The 15,567-nt window shown below is 68.2% G+C and carries 9 protein-coding genes; 2 read left to right on the forward strand and 7 right to left on the reverse strand.

What is annotated here, in order from left to right; all coding sequences use genetic code 11:
* Positions 1–89: 89 nt before the first annotated feature.
* The 6 genes from HMPREF3165_RS12150 to HMPREF3165_RS12175 all read right to left on the reverse strand — a co-directional run bounded on the left by HMPREF3165_RS12150 (position 90) and on the right by HMPREF3165_RS12175 (position 10,516).
* Positions 90–536, reverse strand: a complete 447-nt coding sequence (locus tag HMPREF3165_RS12150; protein ID WP_070513891.1) for a universal stress protein — start codon at positions 534–536, stop codon at positions 90–92.
* A gap of 28 nt (positions 537–564) precedes the next feature.
* On the reverse strand, positions 565–1,977 hold the full coding sequence (locus tag HMPREF3165_RS12155) for an MFS transporter (RefSeq protein WP_070513893.1): 1,413 nt from the start codon (positions 1,975–1,977) through the stop codon (positions 565–567).
* Between the two features lie 202 nt (positions 1,978–2,179).
* The gene (locus HMPREF3165_RS12160; protein WP_003785357.1) at positions 2,180–3,289 is read right to left on the reverse strand and encodes a putative glycoside hydrolase; all 1,110 of its coding nucleotides are present in this window, start codon (positions 3,287–3,289) and stop codon (positions 2,180–2,182) included.
* Positions 3,286–5,883, reverse strand: a complete 2,598-nt coding sequence (gene pelF / locus HMPREF3165_RS12165) for a GT4 family glycosyltransferase PelF (protein WP_070513895.1) — start codon at positions 5,881–5,883, stop codon at positions 3,286–3,288. Before pelF ends, HMPREF3165_RS12160 begins: the two co-directional genes overlap by 4 nt.
* Positions 5,880–7,328, reverse strand: a complete 1,449-nt coding sequence (locus HMPREF3165_RS12170; RefSeq protein ID WP_070513898.1) for a hypothetical protein — start codon at positions 7,326–7,328, stop codon at positions 5,880–5,882. Before HMPREF3165_RS12170 ends, pelF begins: the two co-directional genes overlap by 4 nt.
* 587 nt (positions 7,329–7,915) lie before the next feature.
* A complete protein-coding gene (locus tag HMPREF3165_RS12175) occupies positions 7,916–10,516 on the reverse strand; it encodes an ATP-dependent Clp protease ATP-binding subunit (protein WP_003787373.1) in 2,601 nt (866 codons plus the stop codon).
* Positions 10,517–11,069: 553 nt separating this feature from the next.
* Between HMPREF3165_RS12175 and HMPREF3165_RS12180 the strand changes: the two genes are divergently transcribed.
* On the forward strand, positions 11,070–13,172 hold the full coding sequence (locus HMPREF3165_RS12180; RefSeq protein ID WP_070513900.1) for a hypothetical protein: 2,103 nt from the start codon (positions 11,070–11,072) through the stop codon (positions 13,170–13,172).
* A complete protein-coding gene (locus HMPREF3165_RS12185) occupies positions 13,172–14,446 on the forward strand; it encodes a hypothetical protein (protein ID WP_256275309.1) in 1,275 nt (424 codons plus the stop codon). The genes HMPREF3165_RS12180 and HMPREF3165_RS12185 overlap by 1 nt, the downstream gene beginning before the upstream one ends.
* 112 nt (positions 14,447–14,558) lie before the next feature.
* Here HMPREF3165_RS12185 and HMPREF3165_RS12190 read toward each other — a convergent pair whose 3' ends face one another.
* Positions 14,559–15,542, reverse strand: coding sequence for a ribokinase (locus tag HMPREF3165_RS12190; RefSeq protein WP_070513903.1), 984 nt, complete (start codon positions 15,540–15,542; stop codon positions 14,559–14,561).
* Positions 15,543–15,567: the final 25 nt, after the last annotated feature.

A 15,567-nucleotide genomic window follows, 5' to 3' on the forward strand; every position in this document is an offset into this window, starting at 1 on the left:
GGATGCCCGCCACACTTCCGCGTGGCGGGCATCCGCCGCCGGTCCGATCGCGCAGGATCCGACGCGTGCGTCCGACGTCTATCCGGCGACTAGGGAACGACGACGAGGACGTCGCACTTCGACTTGCGGAGCACCTGGACGGAGACGGCTCCGAAGATGCGGCCGAACAGCGAATCGACGCCTTTGGATCCGACGATGACGAGGTCCGCCTCGGTCTCCAAGGCGACGAGGGTGACGGCATCGACCGCCGTGCCCTCGACGACGACGCCCTGGGCGAGGGCGACGCCGCGCTCAACGGCGGTATCACGCGCCTTCTCGACGACGGCGTAGGCCTGGTCCTCGGTGAGCCCGACCCGCACATCGGCGACGGGGGCGGACTCGTTGATGCGAGCCTTGTCCCGCGCCGAGACGGGGTCGAAGCCGGCGACGAGGAGAAGAGCGGCGTCGCACAGGAGAGCCATCTCGCAGGCGCGATCGATGACGTGGGTGTTCGCCTCGACATCGCCGACTCCGGCGACAATGGTGGTATAGGTCACGGATGACATCCTTTCGTGGGGCACCCGGTCAGGCCACGGCAGTCTCAGTGGCGGACACGGCGGCGGCGCGCACCCGCGGGTCCGCGTCCTTGACGGTGTCGATCCACTCGATGAGCAGACCGGCGATGATGAGGAAGACTGCGACGAAGAGCAGGGCGTTGACCGGGTGATCGCCGAGCAGGTGCTTGTAAATGGGACCGAAGGTGAGGGTCTGGATGAACTGGGGGATGACGATCATCATATTGATAACGCCCATGTAGACGCCTCGGCGCTCCTTGCGGATCATCTCAATGGCCATGATGTAGGGTACGCCCGTAATAGAAGCCCAGGCCACACCAATGCCGATCATGGGCAGGTAGAGGACCACGGTGTGGCCGGGGCTGCCGATGCGGGTGAGCAGGACCAGGCAGACGGCGGCGAGGCACAGCGCCGCGGTGTGGACGTGCTTGGGGCCGATGCGGTTGGACAGTCGCGCCAGGAAGAGGGCGACGACCGTGCAGGAGACGTAGTAGACGACCATGAGCCCGGTGGCGAAGCCGGAGGCGTTGTTGAAGGCCTCGGTCTTGGCGTACCCCGGGTCGGACAGGTTCACGCCGAAGTAGGTGACGGCGCACATGAGGCCCAGGTACTGCCAGAAGACGTTCATGGCGTACCACTGGAAGAGGTAGACCAGGGCCATCTTCTTCAGGCCGCGGGGCATCTCGACGATGGCGACGCCGATGTCCTTGACGAAGCCGAAGGGGCCCTCCTCCCGCTTCTTGCGCTCGAGCTCGACCAAGCCCTCCGGCGTGGGCGGCAGCTCCTTGGTGGAGAGCACCGAGATGAGCACCGAGCCGATGGAGCACACCGAGCCCACCATGAAGGCGCCGAAGACCCAGTAGGGGATGCCGGCGGCGGTGGCGCCCGCCAGGGTCTTCTCCAGAACGACGAGGGTCCCGGCGGCCAGAGCCGAGCCGGCGCCGATGAACAGGGACTGGGCGAGGAAGCCCTTGGCGAGCTGCTTGGAGGGCAGGCGGTCGCCGATGAAGGCCCGGTAGGGCTCCATGGCCGTGTTGTTCGAGGCGTCCAGCAGCCACAGGCACAGCACCGCCATCCACACGGCGGTGACGAAGGGCATGAGGAACAGGAACACGGAGCAGCCGACGGCCCCGATCAGGAAGAAGGGCTTACGGCGTCCCCACTTCTCGCTCCAGGTCCGGTCCGAGAGCGCCCCGATGAGCGGTTGGATGAGCAGGCCGGTGACGGGTCCGGCCAGATTGAGGATGGGGATCTCGTCAGCGGAAGCCCCGAGGAACTGGTAGATGGGCGACATGGCGTTCTGCTGCATGCCGAAGGAGTACTGGATGCCGAAGAATCCGACGTTCATCAGCAGGATCTGAGCAGTGCTCATCATGGGCTTGTGCGCGATGTCCGCCGCGCTATTCTGGGAAGTCTGTGCCATAGGTCATCCTTGTCCTGGGCCCTGTGGAACTCTGTCGACGCCGCCCGAGACGGACGCCGCACTTCCTGCCCGAGAGAACGCTGTACGGGACGGCGGGGATCTCAGGAAGTCAAGCAGGTCAATGATCCACCCAACATGACTAACGTTTGACAGGTCTTTAGTCCCATTATCGGATCTCGCACGAGCCGGACCGGGTCATGACTCAGGCACGCAGGGCAATCATCCCACGATGCGCGCTGAGGCGCACCTCCAGAGCCAGCGCCTCACCGTCCGGGTCCCCGGTGGGCCCCGGTGACCTGAGGCCCGCCGGGAGACGCACGGTGCCGCCTCCCTCCTCGCCGAGCGCGACGGCGGCCACTCCGCCCTCGAACTCGCGCACCCAGGCGCCCGAGGTCCTCCGGGGCCGTCCCAGCGGGCGCCCCAGGTCGGCGTCGAGGGCGGGGAACCAGGGAGTGCGCGAGTAGTCGTCGTGACCGGTGGCCGTGTAGGCGCCCTCCCCTCCCCCGAAGACCCAGAAGGCCGCCAGCCCGTAGAGGCCGGGGGACGTGCGGGCACCGGACATGGAGCCGCCGCCCCCGCCGTCGGGCGTGCGCACGATGGACAGGCCCGGCCCTCGCAGCTCGTGAATCTGGGCCAGGGCCGTGGCCTCATCGAAGAGGTGATGGTCCCCCCAGCCCAGCCAGCACTCGTCGAAGCCACCACCCCAGGCCGAGTGGCGCTCCCAGCGGCCGGGTTCCCGGCGGGCCTCGGCCACGTTCGGGATGAGGATCTTGCCGACGCCGTTGAGGCCGGCACCGGCCTGGTCCACGAAGATGTTCAGCTCGGCGCGCAGGGCGGCGGTGTCAGCGATTCCGTCCAGGGGGAGGTCCAGGCCGTAGTAGTCGTCGAAGACGTCGTTGTCCGCCATGACGCCGTCGAAGGCGGTCTCAGCGGTGGCCTGGCAGACCTCCTCCACCCAGCGGGCGCGGTAGTCGGGGTCCCACACACGGGCCTGGAAGTGGCCGGGGTAGGTGTTCCACTCGACCAGGTCGCCGTTGTCACGCCTGGCGAGCCAACCGCGGCGGAGGGCCTCGCGGTAGGACAGCCCGGAGGCGCGCATGGAGTCCGGCTCGAAGTCTCGCGTGGAGGACAGGCACCGGTAGGCCAGGACCGTCATGTCCGGTCGCGCCTCCTTGAGGCGGGCTGCTGCCTCGGTCTCCCAGGGCTGGAGGATCGCGGCCCGGTAGTGGGCGATCGCGAAGTCCAGCTCCCCGGGCTCGAGCGGGTTTCCGTAACGGATCCAGGCGCCGACGCCGCCGGTGCTGCTCCTCATGCTCCTCCTCGGTCGGCGCGGGTACCGGTCTGCTCGCCGGCACCGCCCTGACGGTAGATCTTGTTGTAGGAGGCGTTGACCTTGACCAGGTCGTAGGCCGCCTCCACGCGGCCGCGGGCGTTGAGGCTCAGGCGCTCGTAGAGATCGACGTCGCTGATGACCTCCTGGACCTTGTCCGCCATGACGGCGGGGTCACCGGGCTCGATGATGATGCCGCAGGGGTCCCAGGTCTCCCCCTCGTCGGTGACGATCAAGTCCTCGACGACGGAGCGCACGGCGCCGACGTCGGTGCTCACCGTGGGGATGCCGGCCCCCATGGTCTCCAGGGAGACGACCGGCAGGCCCTCGTTGTAGCTGGGCAGGACGAACAGGTCGAACTCAGGCAGGAGCTCACGGACCTTGACGGTCCCGCGGATGGTGATGACGCTCTCCAGGCCCTGCTCGACGATGCTGGTGAGGCACTGCTCGAAGTAGGAGGGCATGTGCTCGGTGGGCCCACACACGTCCAGGTGGATGTTCAGGCCCCGGTCCACCATGAGGCGCACCGAGTCGATCATGTCCAGCAGCCCCTTGATGGGCACGACACGGGCGATGTATACCAGCTTCCACAGGTGCTTGTCCGCGCCCTCCTTCTTGATCTCCTCGATGGCGGCCAGGCGCGCGGCGTAGGAGGCATCGAACTCCTTGGTGACGATGCCGTTGGGGATGACGATGGCGCGCCCGGAGTCGCCGCCGAGCTCATTGGCCTCGGTGATGGCCCGCGGGTAGAGGTAGGTGGAGGCGTAGGCGTAGGGGTAGCACAGGCGCCCCATCTCCAGCCACCAGGCCATCCACATGCGCTCGCGGCCGGTGACGTCGAAGGTGCGGTAGTCGGTGAGCCTGATGTTGAGGTCCAGCCGGCGTTCCAGGAGGGTGTTGACGGTGTCGCGCACGTAGAGGTTGTGCTCGGTCAGCAGCACCTTGGTGCCGTGCTCGCGGGCGGCGTTGACGCCCAGGAGCATGGCGTAGCCGGTGGTGTGGGCGTGGTAGACCTGGGCGCGCGGGACCGGTTCGGCCAGGACCGCGTAGGCCAGGGAGAAGAAGTCGCGCAGGCACCAGAAGATGTCGGTCATCGACATCCCCAGGTCCGGCATCATGTCGTGGTAGGCCTCCATGAACTCGCGCGTGCCCAGGATCGCCCAGACCGGGTAGCGGCGCGAGGCGCTCAGGCCCTCGCTGATGAGGTCCCACAGCGGCTCGGTCTGACCGTCCTGGGCCAGGGCGAGCAGGGCCCCCAGGATGCGCCGGGACAGCTCGCGGCGCTGGCGGCGGTTCATGCGCAGGTCGCGCGGGCGGGCGCGCAGGAAGTCCTCCTGGTGCTCCTCCATGGACAGGTAGAGGACCTTCACCCAGGCGACGTTGTCCGGCATGCCGTACAGATCCTTGAGGGGCGAGTGGGAGTCCCAGGTGATGTGGATGATCCCGAAGGTGAGGTCCGGGTTGCCGGTGATGATGTCGTGGACCACCGCGGAGACCCCGCCCTTGAGGTAGGGGTAGGTGGACTCCATGACGATGGCGACGTCGACGTCCACGTACACGCCGTCCTCGGGGACGCCGTCGGGCAGGACCTGCTCATCGGCCTCGGGCTCAGGCTCCTCGGGGGGCGGGAGCAGCTCGGCCGCGCCGGCGGGGGCCTCCTCGTCCTCGGTCTCCTCCTGGGCCGCCTGCTGCTGGGACAGGGGGATGGCGGCGGCGTGAGAGGCGGCCGAGGCCACGGACTCCCAGGCGATGGCGGTGGGTGCGGGGGGCTGCTGGGGATGCTGGGGCTCGGGCTGGTCGGGCTGTGGGAGGACGGACTCCTGCGGGGCAGGCCCAGCGGGGGCTGAGGGCTCCGGCCGGTCCGACTCCTGCCGGGCCGGCTCGGCGACAGCCGAGGGCCCGCCGTGCACCGGGGGCACGGAGGGCTCAGAGGAGTCGGAGGGCTCAGAGGTCGCTCCGGCTGCAGCGGCGCCGGAGGCCAAGGCGGAGGGGGCGGCGGGGACGGAAGGGGCTTCGGCGTCAACGAGTGGCTCCGACGCGGTGGAGCGGGGGGCGGCCGGCTCCACTGGTGAGGAGGCCGAGGCGCCCGAGGCAGCCGGTGCAGCAGAGCTCACGGCGCCGAAGATCGGGGAGTCCAGAGCCTCGGGGCTCTGCGGGGAGGTCGGCTCCGGGCTCTTGGGGCGGGGCTGGACCACTCCGTAGCCGGCCGGCGCCGGGGTCTGGACGACGCCGTAGATCGGCACGGCCGGGATCTCAGGAGCCGGGATCTCAGGAGTGGAGGCCGAGGCCGCGGCCGGCTCGGCGACCGGTTCGGTGGCGGGCGGGTCAGTGGATGGGACGGCGGGCGAGCCTGCGGAGGGGGTGGCGGCCGAGGGCCCGCTCAGGGCGCCGCCGGTGGTGACGACGACGCCGTATCCGTCGGGGCCGACCTTGATCCTGGGGCCGGCCTCCTCGCCCCGGTCGCCGATGCCAGGGGCGTCGTCAGGACTGGGCATCGGGGCGTAGCCGCCGGCGGGAGCCGAGTAGCGCAGCGGAAGGCTCTCCAGGCGGGCGCGGAAGGAGGATGACGAGCTCACCAGGACATGGCCTTTCCCCAGAAGAACGAGTACTCGGGTGCGGCCCACCGCTTGCGGTAGAGCAGCAGCCCCAGCGCGCACAGCAGCAGGTCGACGCCGGCCAGCGGCAGGTAGGCGGCGGCGTCGGCCACCTTGAGCAGCAGGGCCGCGGCGATCGCCACGTGGATGCCGGACAGGAGCAGGGCGGTGGTCGAGTCGCCGATGTGGTCGATCTCGTAGCTCAGGAGCGTCAGCACCGTGAACAGGGTCGAGGCGAGGCACACCTCGAGGACCAGCGGGACCTGCTCGGTGGACATGAGCGCCATGGAGCACACGACGACGATGACGCCGGCGACCCCCACGATGCAGGCGCGGATGAGGCTGGCGTCCAGCAGCCGACGCAGCGTGCGTCCGCGCTCGCGCAGACTGGCCATGCCCTCACGCTTGAGAACCGTCTGGAACAGGGCGATCTCGGTGTTGACCCGGGGTGCGGTGACCGCGAAGTAGTAGCAGTAGGCGACGACGGCGGGCTGGAGGCACAGGTAGACCAGCGCCACGTCGAAGTCACGACCGGCGCCCAGGAAGAGGAAGAACTTGTCCGACCACAGCACTCCTCCCAGGATCGCACCGCGCAGCATGTCCTGCACGAGGATGCCGGTGGCGACCCCGCGGGGCCGCAGGATCTTTCCCAGAGAGCGCCCCATGGACAGGAGCTGACTGAGGGCTCCCACCAGCGGGGGCAGGTACCACCAGGTCGGCTCGGCGACGAGTGCGACGGCGTAGCAGAGCCAGCCCACCGACCACAGGCGGCGGCGTCCGGCGACGTCGGCGACGATGAGCGACTGGACGAAGACGACGTGCAGGAGGAGCAGGGCAGTGTGGACGCCCAGGACGTGCAGGTTCCAACCGGTCACGGCGGCCACGACGAGGATCTCCAGCGCCGTGGGCAGGAGCGCCCACAGGAACAGCGCCGGCCAGATGGAGCAGTAGCGCTCCAGGACCGCCCGCGGGCCGCGGCCGAGGGAGTCGCCCAGGAGCCGGTAGACGGGGGTGCCGATGATCTGGCTGAGCCAGGGCACGGCCACTGACACGCTCAGGACGATGACCGGCAGGCCGATGCCGCTCACCGTGCTGGCAGCCATCTTCTGGGACACGACGGGGAAGCTCAGGCCCAGCAGGATCGCCGGGGACATGCCCAGGAGCATTGCCGCCCCCCAGTGCCAGCGGGCCCCCGGGGCGATGCCGCCGCGCTTGAGCGCACGGGTGGGCGGCGCCGTGACCAGCCCCAGGCCGATGAGGACCGTGAGGACCAGAACGCCGACGGTGACCTGCTTCGGCCACCCGACCCAGGGCAGCACCGCCGCCACCACGCCGAGGACGCTCAGGGTCGCAGCAGCGTTAGCGGTCCGCAGACGCGGAAAACGGTGCTGGTGGAAATGTCGCGGTTCGTATCTGAGTTGGGTCATGGGAGTAGCGGCACCAAGAATGCGTGAGCACGCACGGGCGATCCGAGCCGGACATTCCGGTGCCGCGACCGAGGGGTGTCGCGGCAGTCTGAATGAGGGCGGACAGGTACGGACAGTGAGGACGAGTAGGGGCGATAGCGGTTGAGACGGCCCCGCGCGGGGCGGGGTGACGACACCGATCGACCATGTCCGAGGGACGACTTTCGACGGATCGTCACTCCACTGTATCGGGCAGAGGACTGACATGAGACGGTCAAGCCAAACTCTCAGAATGTTCTCTTACTGTATTCAGGCGTCATTCACATTTCATGTGCTTGCTTCGCAGTTCATGCGACTATGAGGCCCGTGCATATTCGCAGCCGTGAACTTCACCCCGCACACTCCTGCGTCCACGATCATGGTCGCCACCTGGAAAAATGAGCACAGGGGCAAGGCAACCCCACCACCACCTCCGCGGTTCGTGCCAACGCGTCTTGCAGTCTGAGGGCTCCCATGCGCGGCGACGACGATGGGCCGCAACCCCAGCGGGGTTGCGGCCCATCGTATGGAACTGATAAGGGAACTTGACCGGGCGGGACCCGGCGAGGTCAGCGCCCGGGCTCGGCGGCCGGCGAGGCGCCGCCGCCGCGACTGATGGGCGGAGTGGAGATGCGCAGCGGGCTGGAGGCCCCACCCCCACCACCGGCCGCGGCGTCCTCGGCCTCACGCAGTGCGGCGACCTCGGCCTCGCCCTGCTCCCAGGGCTCGCCGCGGAAGATGAACTCACCCAGGATGGACTCGCCCTCGGCGTCGACGATGACCTTCTGGCCCCGCTCGAGCTCGCCGAAGAGGATCTTCTCGCTCAGGGCGTCCTCGATGTCGCGCTGGATGGCGCGGCGCAGCGGACGGGCGCCGAGCACCGGGTCGAAGCCGCGCTCGGCCAGGAGGTCCTTGGCGGCCTCGGTCAGCTCGATGGTCATCTGCTGCTCGGCCAGGCGCTTGTCGAGGCGCACGATCATGAGGTCGACGATCTGGCGCACCTCCTCCTTGGTCAGCTGCGGGAAGACGATGAGGTCATCGACGCGGTTGAGGAACTCGGGCCGGAACTGCTGCTTGAGCTCGCGGTTGACGTGGGCCTTCATCTCCTCGTAGTCCATGGCGCCGGACTCGGTGGACTGGAAGCCGGTGGCCACCGACTTGCCGATGTCCTTGGAGCCGAGGTTGGTGGTCATGATGATGACGGTGTTCTTGAAGTCGACCACGCGGCCCTGGGCGTCGGAGAGGTGACCGTCCTCCAGGATCTGCAGCAGGGAGTTGAAGATGTCCGGGTGGGCCTTCTCAACCTCGTCGAACAGGACCACGGAGAAGGGCCGGCGGCGCACCTTCTCGGTGAGCTGGCCGCCCTCGTCGTAGCCGACGTAGCCGGGAGGGGCGCCGAAGAGCCGCGAGACCGTGTGCTTCTCGGCGAACTCGGACATGTCGAGCTGGATGAGGGCGTCCTCGTCGTCGAACAGGAACTCCGCCAGGGCCTTGGCCAGCTCGGTCTTTCCGACGCCGGTGGGGCCGGCGAAGATGAAGGAGCCGCCGGGGCGCTTGGGGTCCTTCAGGCCGGCGCGCGTGCGGCGGATCGACTTCGACAGGGCCTCGATGGCCTTGTTCTGGCCGATGATGCGCTTGTGGAGCTCGGCCTCCATGTTGAGGAGCTTGGCGGACTCGGCCTCGGTCAGCTTGACCACCGGGATGCCGGTGGACATGGCCAGGACCTCGGCGATGAGCGCCTCGTCGACCTCGGCGACCTGGTCGAGGTCGCCGGACTTCCAGGCCTTCTCCTTGGCGGCGCGCTCGTCGGCCAGGCGGCGCTCGTCGTCGCGCAGGGAGGCGGCGCGCTCGAAGTCCTGGTCGTCGATGGCCGACTCCTTCTCCCGCTTGACCTGGGCGATCTGCTCGTCGATCTCGCGCAGCTCGGGCGGAGCCGTCATGCGGCGGATGCGCAGGCGGGCGCCGGCCTCGTCGACCAGGTCGATGGCCTTGTCCGGCAGGAAGCGGTCGTTGATGTAGCGGTCGGCGAGCTTGGCGGCGGCCTCGATGGCCTCGTCGGTGATGACGATGCGGTGGAAGGCCTCGTAGCGGTCGCGCAGGCCAGTGAGGATCCCGATGGTCTCCTCGATGCTGGGCTGGTCGACGGTCACCGGCTGGAAGCGGCGCTCCAGGGCTGCGTCCTTCTCGATCTTGCGGTACTCGTCCAGGGTGGTGGCCCCGATGGTCTGGAGCTCGCCGCGGGCCAGCATGGGCTTGAGGATGGAGGCGGCGTCGACGGCGCCCTCGGCGGCACCGGCACCGACGAGGGTGTGGATCTCATCGATGAACAGGACGATGTCGCCGCGAGTGCGCACCTCCTTGAGGACCTTCTTGAGGCGCTCCTCGAAGTCACCGCGGTAGCGCGAGCCGGCCACGAGCGAGCCCATGTCCAGGGAGTAGAGCTGCTTGTCGCGCAGGGTCTCAGGGACGTCGCCGTGGACGATGGCCTGGCTCAGCCCCTCGACGACGGCGGTCTTGCCCACGCCCGGCTCCCCGATGAGGACGGGGTTGTTCTTGGTGCGCCGGGAGAGGACCTGCATGACCCTCTCCATCTCCTTCTTGCGGCCGATGACCGGGTCCAGCTTGCCCTCGCGAGCGGCGGCGGTGAGGTTGCGGCCGAACTGGTCCAGGATGGCGCTGCCCGAGGGCGTGCCCTCCTTGGAGGGGCCGCCGGCGTTGACGGTCTCCTTGCCCTCGTAGCCCGAGAGCATCTGCATGACGGTCTGGCGCACGCTGGACAGGTCCCCGCCGAGGTTGGTCAGGACCTGGGCGGCCACTCCCTCGCCTTCGCGCAGGAGGCCGAGGAGCAGGTGCTCGGTGCCGATGTAGTTGTGGCCGAGCTGGAGGGCCTCGCGCATGGAGAGCTCGAAGACCTTCTTGCCGCGCGGCGTGAAGGGGATGTGGCCGGTGGGGGCGGACTGCCCCTCGCCGATGATCTCAATGACCTGGCTGCGCACGGCGTCCAGGGAGATATCCATGGACTCCAGGGCCTTGGCGGCCACTCCCTCGCCCTCGTGGATGAGGCCGAGAAGGAGGTGCTCGGTGCCGATGTAGTTGTGGTTCAGGGCCCGCGCCTCGTCCTGCGCGAGCACGACGACGCGTCGGGCGCGGTCGGTAAAGCGTTCAAACATCAGTAATTCCTCCTCGGCACGCGCTCAGTGCGGGACCGCTCGTCCGGTGGTGGCGAGGGATGTCGCAGCGCCGCGGAGAGATGGCGCTGAGAGCACGTGCTGACAAGGCTAACCAGGCCGACGCCCCGGCCATGCCCCTGTTCGCGGTAGGCGTGAGTAAGCCTTGAGTCGGGTCGGCTCAAGATGAGGAGCTGCAGGGTCGGCCCGCCTCCCGCCTGGCACCCCGCACCCGTCATTCCACGCCTGGCGCCCCACCTCTGCCGCCCCACCCCACCGGCCGCGGTCGTAGGTTAGGTCGCGCGATCGCCCCCTGAACCCTCGGCCGCGCGACATAAGGTACGACCGCGGCGACGGGGACGGCGTCGGTGTATTCACGCGGCGCAGGACGAGCTGCCTCACGAATTCTGCCGCACAATTCGGATCCGCCCATCACAATGGGGGCCATGCCTCCCGTGCCTTCTCCCGCCGACGACGGCCATCCCCACACCGAGAACCTCGAGCAGTTCTCCACCAAGTGACGCCCAAGCCGGCCCACAACGAAAGACCCCACGCCATGCCACGCGCCGCCGACGTCGACCATCCCATCGACGACTCCCCCTCCGCTTCCGGCCACAGCGCCGACCAGGCCGATGCGGCCCTCAACCGGCGCAGACGTCGCCATCAGCGCATCATCGCGGCCCTGACGTCGCTGCGCTTCGGCTGCTTCCTCGGCATGGTGGCCGCGGCCGCCCTCTGCGTCATCTACGGCAGCGGGATCGCCAAGGTGCTGCTCAAGCTCCCCCTGCTGTCCTGGAAGGGTCTGGCACTGGCCGTATTCCTGTGGGTGTGCGGGGTCGTCCTCTGGCCCGAGCCGCGCCATGACATCCGCAGCACGCGCAGCAGGATCCTGACCGCGGCCCGCTCAGCACTCATGCTCCTACCCGCTGTTCTGGTCCCGGCCGCTGCCGTGTACGCCGTCCTCCCGATCATCAGGCTCTGGAAGTTCGTGCTCTCCACCTACGCGGTCAACCTCGGCGATGCCCTGGCCTACATCATGGGGATCGCCGCCTTCGCCCTCTTGCTGTCCACAGACGTTCTTCTGCGGGCCTCACGTGCTCTGTTCGAGCCCTATGCCGACAAATCGCTGTACGAACCCAATCCGATCTCGGCGCGGATACACGACCTGCGCGATCAGCTGCGGGGACCGTGGCGATCCTCCCTCCGGGCCCTGGGGCCTCGCGCCCTGCTCGCCCTCGTTCCCGTCGTAGCGCTCGTCGCCTCCTTCGCCGTCCCCTACCGCGGCCACCCGACGGCGTCCAACCGGCCCACCATCACCCAGGCCACTGGCCCGTCGGTGAACGCCGACCAGCTGCCGGCATACCCCACCGGCTTCGCCTCGCAGGAGACGTGGACCAAGAACCTGGCGAGCGGACAGGACGTGATCGCAGGAGCCGCCGGCCCCATCGTTCTCACCTCCGACGGAGTCACCGGGCTCGACCCCCGTGACGGCTCGAACCGCTGGAGCTACCAGCGCAAGGGCTCAACAGCGGGAGAAGTCATCCGCAGTCCCGACGGCCGCTACATGGCGTTGAGATTCGATGATCCGGTCGTCTACACATCCTTGACCAACACTGACGGAGAGCTCGACTCCTCGACGCCGAAGACCACCGTCGTCCTGGACACCATCACCGGAGCCGCGGTTTTCGACTGGCGCGGCGACAGTCCCCTCCAGATGACCGACTCGGCAGTCCTCTACGGCACCACCGCCTACTCGCTGAAGGACCGGTCGACCATGTGGGACCTTCGAAAGCTCAGCGTTGACGGAGCCTCAGGTCCTCAGCCCGCCCAGGCCGCCTACTTCGGCGCGGCTGGTCACTCGGCCTTCGTCCTCAGTCTCCCCTCGAGGGACCGTGACGTCGTCGTATCGCAGAAGGATCCCACCATCACGCATGAGCTTCCTGACCTCACCCCGCAGTCATCCTCACCGACCACCGGCGGGTCCGACGTCGACGACAGCCCCGTTGTCATCGACGGCTGGGTGGTCATTGACAAGCCCGCCGGGAAACAGGTCAAGCCTGCATGGTCCGAGAAGGGCCTACAGGATAGGGAGGTCCAAGCCGTCAGCCTCGACGGCCTGGCCGGTATCCCCGGAGCAGACACTCGGGCCTACGATCTCGGCATGACCTCCGAGGTCAACTCGGTCGCCTCCAGGAAATCGCAGACCCTCGTGACCCTCCCGCCCCTCCCAGCGGAGAAACCAGAGAATGACGTCGACTCGGACCTTCTCCTGTGGGAGGCCTCCGGCACTGTCGGCTCCGTCTTCAACCCTCGGACCCTGGCGGTGACGACGGCGTCACAGACACCGGGGCTGGCCGCCGCCTCCGTCGGCATCACCCAGGCCGCAGTGGGTGAAGCCGTCGAGGGACGGATCACCGTCAAGCCCGCGGACGGGTCGTCGGGCGTATCAATCCCTCTGGCACCGGGGACAACATTCGCTCCGCCGGGAGACAAGCTCTACAACCCTCAGCTCAAGGATCTGGCACTGGCCGACGTGAAGCCGGAAGAGAATCTAGTGAGCGCCATCAGTACTCCCGGCGTCACCATCATCATGGTTCGGACAGGCACACGGTATTCCGGCACCTCTCGCATCTACGCCGTGGGAGGAGAAGCCCGATGATGCGCCACACGACACACGCGACGAAGCCCGCCCCCATGCCCTCGATGCGCCGTCACCGCACCGGTTCGGCGGCGAACCGCGCCGCCCGTGCCCTAGTGGCAGCGTTCCTGATCTCACTGCCACTGTCCGGCTGCGGCTCCTCAACCCCGAAGACAGCAGCGACCACGCCGTCGGCGGGAGTCTCCGTCAGCCCGCTCAGTGCACATCAGGTGGAGTCCGAACGGAAGCACTTCGACGTCATTGACGTTGGCGACCTGCCTACCCGCTATGGGACCGTCAGGGTGGATAACTCGCAGGTCTCATCCGGTGCCAAGTTGGAACGCGCAGGAGTCGTCACCAGCTACAAACCGGGTAGCACGGGGTACAAACCGGATATCAAGGGCATGCAGTGGGCCAGCCGCATCGAACCTGCGGTATTCGATCACGAATACCAGGACAGCAGTGATGACTGGTCAACCACTCAAAAGAACACATTCCATCTTCTCGAGCAGGAGTCCTCCGGCGTGGGCGTCGTCAGTCCCGACGGGAAGCACATCTCACTCATTCTCCAACCGCACCGGACGGCTCAGGACGACGACTTCTCAGCCCAGCGCACCTACGTCGTCGTCCTCAGTGCCGAGACGGGGAAGCTCGAGGGCTCGGTGGAGGTCTCCGGACTGATCCTGGGGCGGGTCCTCACCAATGACAGCCTGGCCATCCAGACCGCCCAGAACTACTACCCGGGAGCCGAGGGTCAGGGAGTCATCTCCGTCTACCCGCTGAGCAACCTTGCGGGTAAACCGTCCACCATCCCCAGTGACCACTGGCTCATCGGCGCCTCCCGGGACTCACTCCTCCTGTCCCCGTACTCCCCCACCGCCAGCAACGATGGGAGCACCCGGTTCCGCCCGTTCACGGTGACTCAGATGGGTACGGACGGCACAGTGCGCAGAACCATCACCGGTGTCAACCGGCTCTACCCCGGCGGATGGCTTCAACGCTTCAGCGATCCTGCCGCCGCGGCCACACTCGCCGCCAGCACCGCAGGGAAGGACGATGACCAGACGCGAGCCGCTTGGAACGCCTTGCCGACCCAGATCGTCGACCTGAACTCGGGAAGCACGCACGACCTCACGGGAGGAAAGGCCGAATCGGTTGGTGTCCCCACCGGCCCCGGCCTGCTCATCCGCCATGAGGCCGCCGACGGCAACGGCAACCCCCAGCAGTTCTGGCTCAGCGCCTCCGACGACGGACACCCCCACACCGAGAACCTCGAACAGTTCACGGACGACTGAAGCGGGGGCCAGCGGGCCGGCCTCCTGTCACCGCCCCCCGCCCCGAGGCTCGTCACCATTCCGCGGAGGGTGCGGGCCGCCTCGGCTCTCTTACCCGCTCGTCGAGCCGCGCTTATCCGAAGTGCCGCTCGACTGCGGCGATATCCCCGTAGGAGGCCTGCGCCCCCACCGAGGTCGTCGCGAAGGCGGAGACGGCCGAGGCCGCACCTGCCGCCTCCTTGAGTCCCGCCCCTGCGGCGAGCGCCGCCAGCAGCGTGCCCAGGAAGGAGTCTCCGGCACCGGTGGTGTCCACGACGTCAGCCGGGAAGGGATCGACCGGGGTGATCTCCTCCCCCTCGATCACCATCGACCCGCGTCCCCCCAGAGTCACCACCGCGGAGGGGATGCCCATCGCGGCCAGCCTCTTCGCGCAATCGCCCCAGTCCGTGGCGTCGTCGGCCCGGTCACCCTCCGGCTCGACCGCAGTGTCACTCGCACCCGGCTTCAGCATGTCGGCGAGCTCATGCTCGTTGACGACCAAGACATCGATCGCCTCCAGGAGCCCGGCGGACAGGACCGGGTGGAACGGAGAGTTGTTGAAGACCACGCGGGTGCCGGCGTCGTGGGCGATACGGGCCGCGGCCTCCACCGCGTCGGGGCTCACCTCCATGCACAGCCCCAGCACACGGGCCTCGCCGATGACGCCCTGGTGCCGCCGCGCCGTCGAGACATCCACTGTCCCGTTCGCACCGGGAGACACCACGATGGTGTTGTCCCCCGCGGAGTCCACGGTGATGATGGCGGTGCCGGTGGCCACGTCCTCGCGCTGAACCGCGGAGGTGTCCACGCCGGCACGCTGGAGGGACTCGATGAGCAGGTCGCCGTGACCGTCCGCCCCGACTGCCCCGATCATCCTCACGTGAGCGCCGAGAAGACCGGCCTGAACCGCCTGGTTCGCGGACTTGCCTCCCGGCAGGATCACCAGGTCCTCCCCGCTGATCGTCTCACCGACCTTGGGAAAGCGCTCGGTTCGGACCGTCAGGTCAGCATTGAGGGACCCGAAGACGGCAACCTCGCCGGATACGTCACCCAGAACAGCTCGCACACACGTACGCATCAGATATCTCCCTTTCATGTGGCAT

It is taken from the genome of Actinomyces sp. HMSC08A09 (assembly GCF_001807465.1).
GTDB classification, from domain to species: Bacteria; Actinomycetota; Actinomycetes; order Actinomycetales; family Actinomycetaceae; genus Actinomyces; species Actinomyces oris.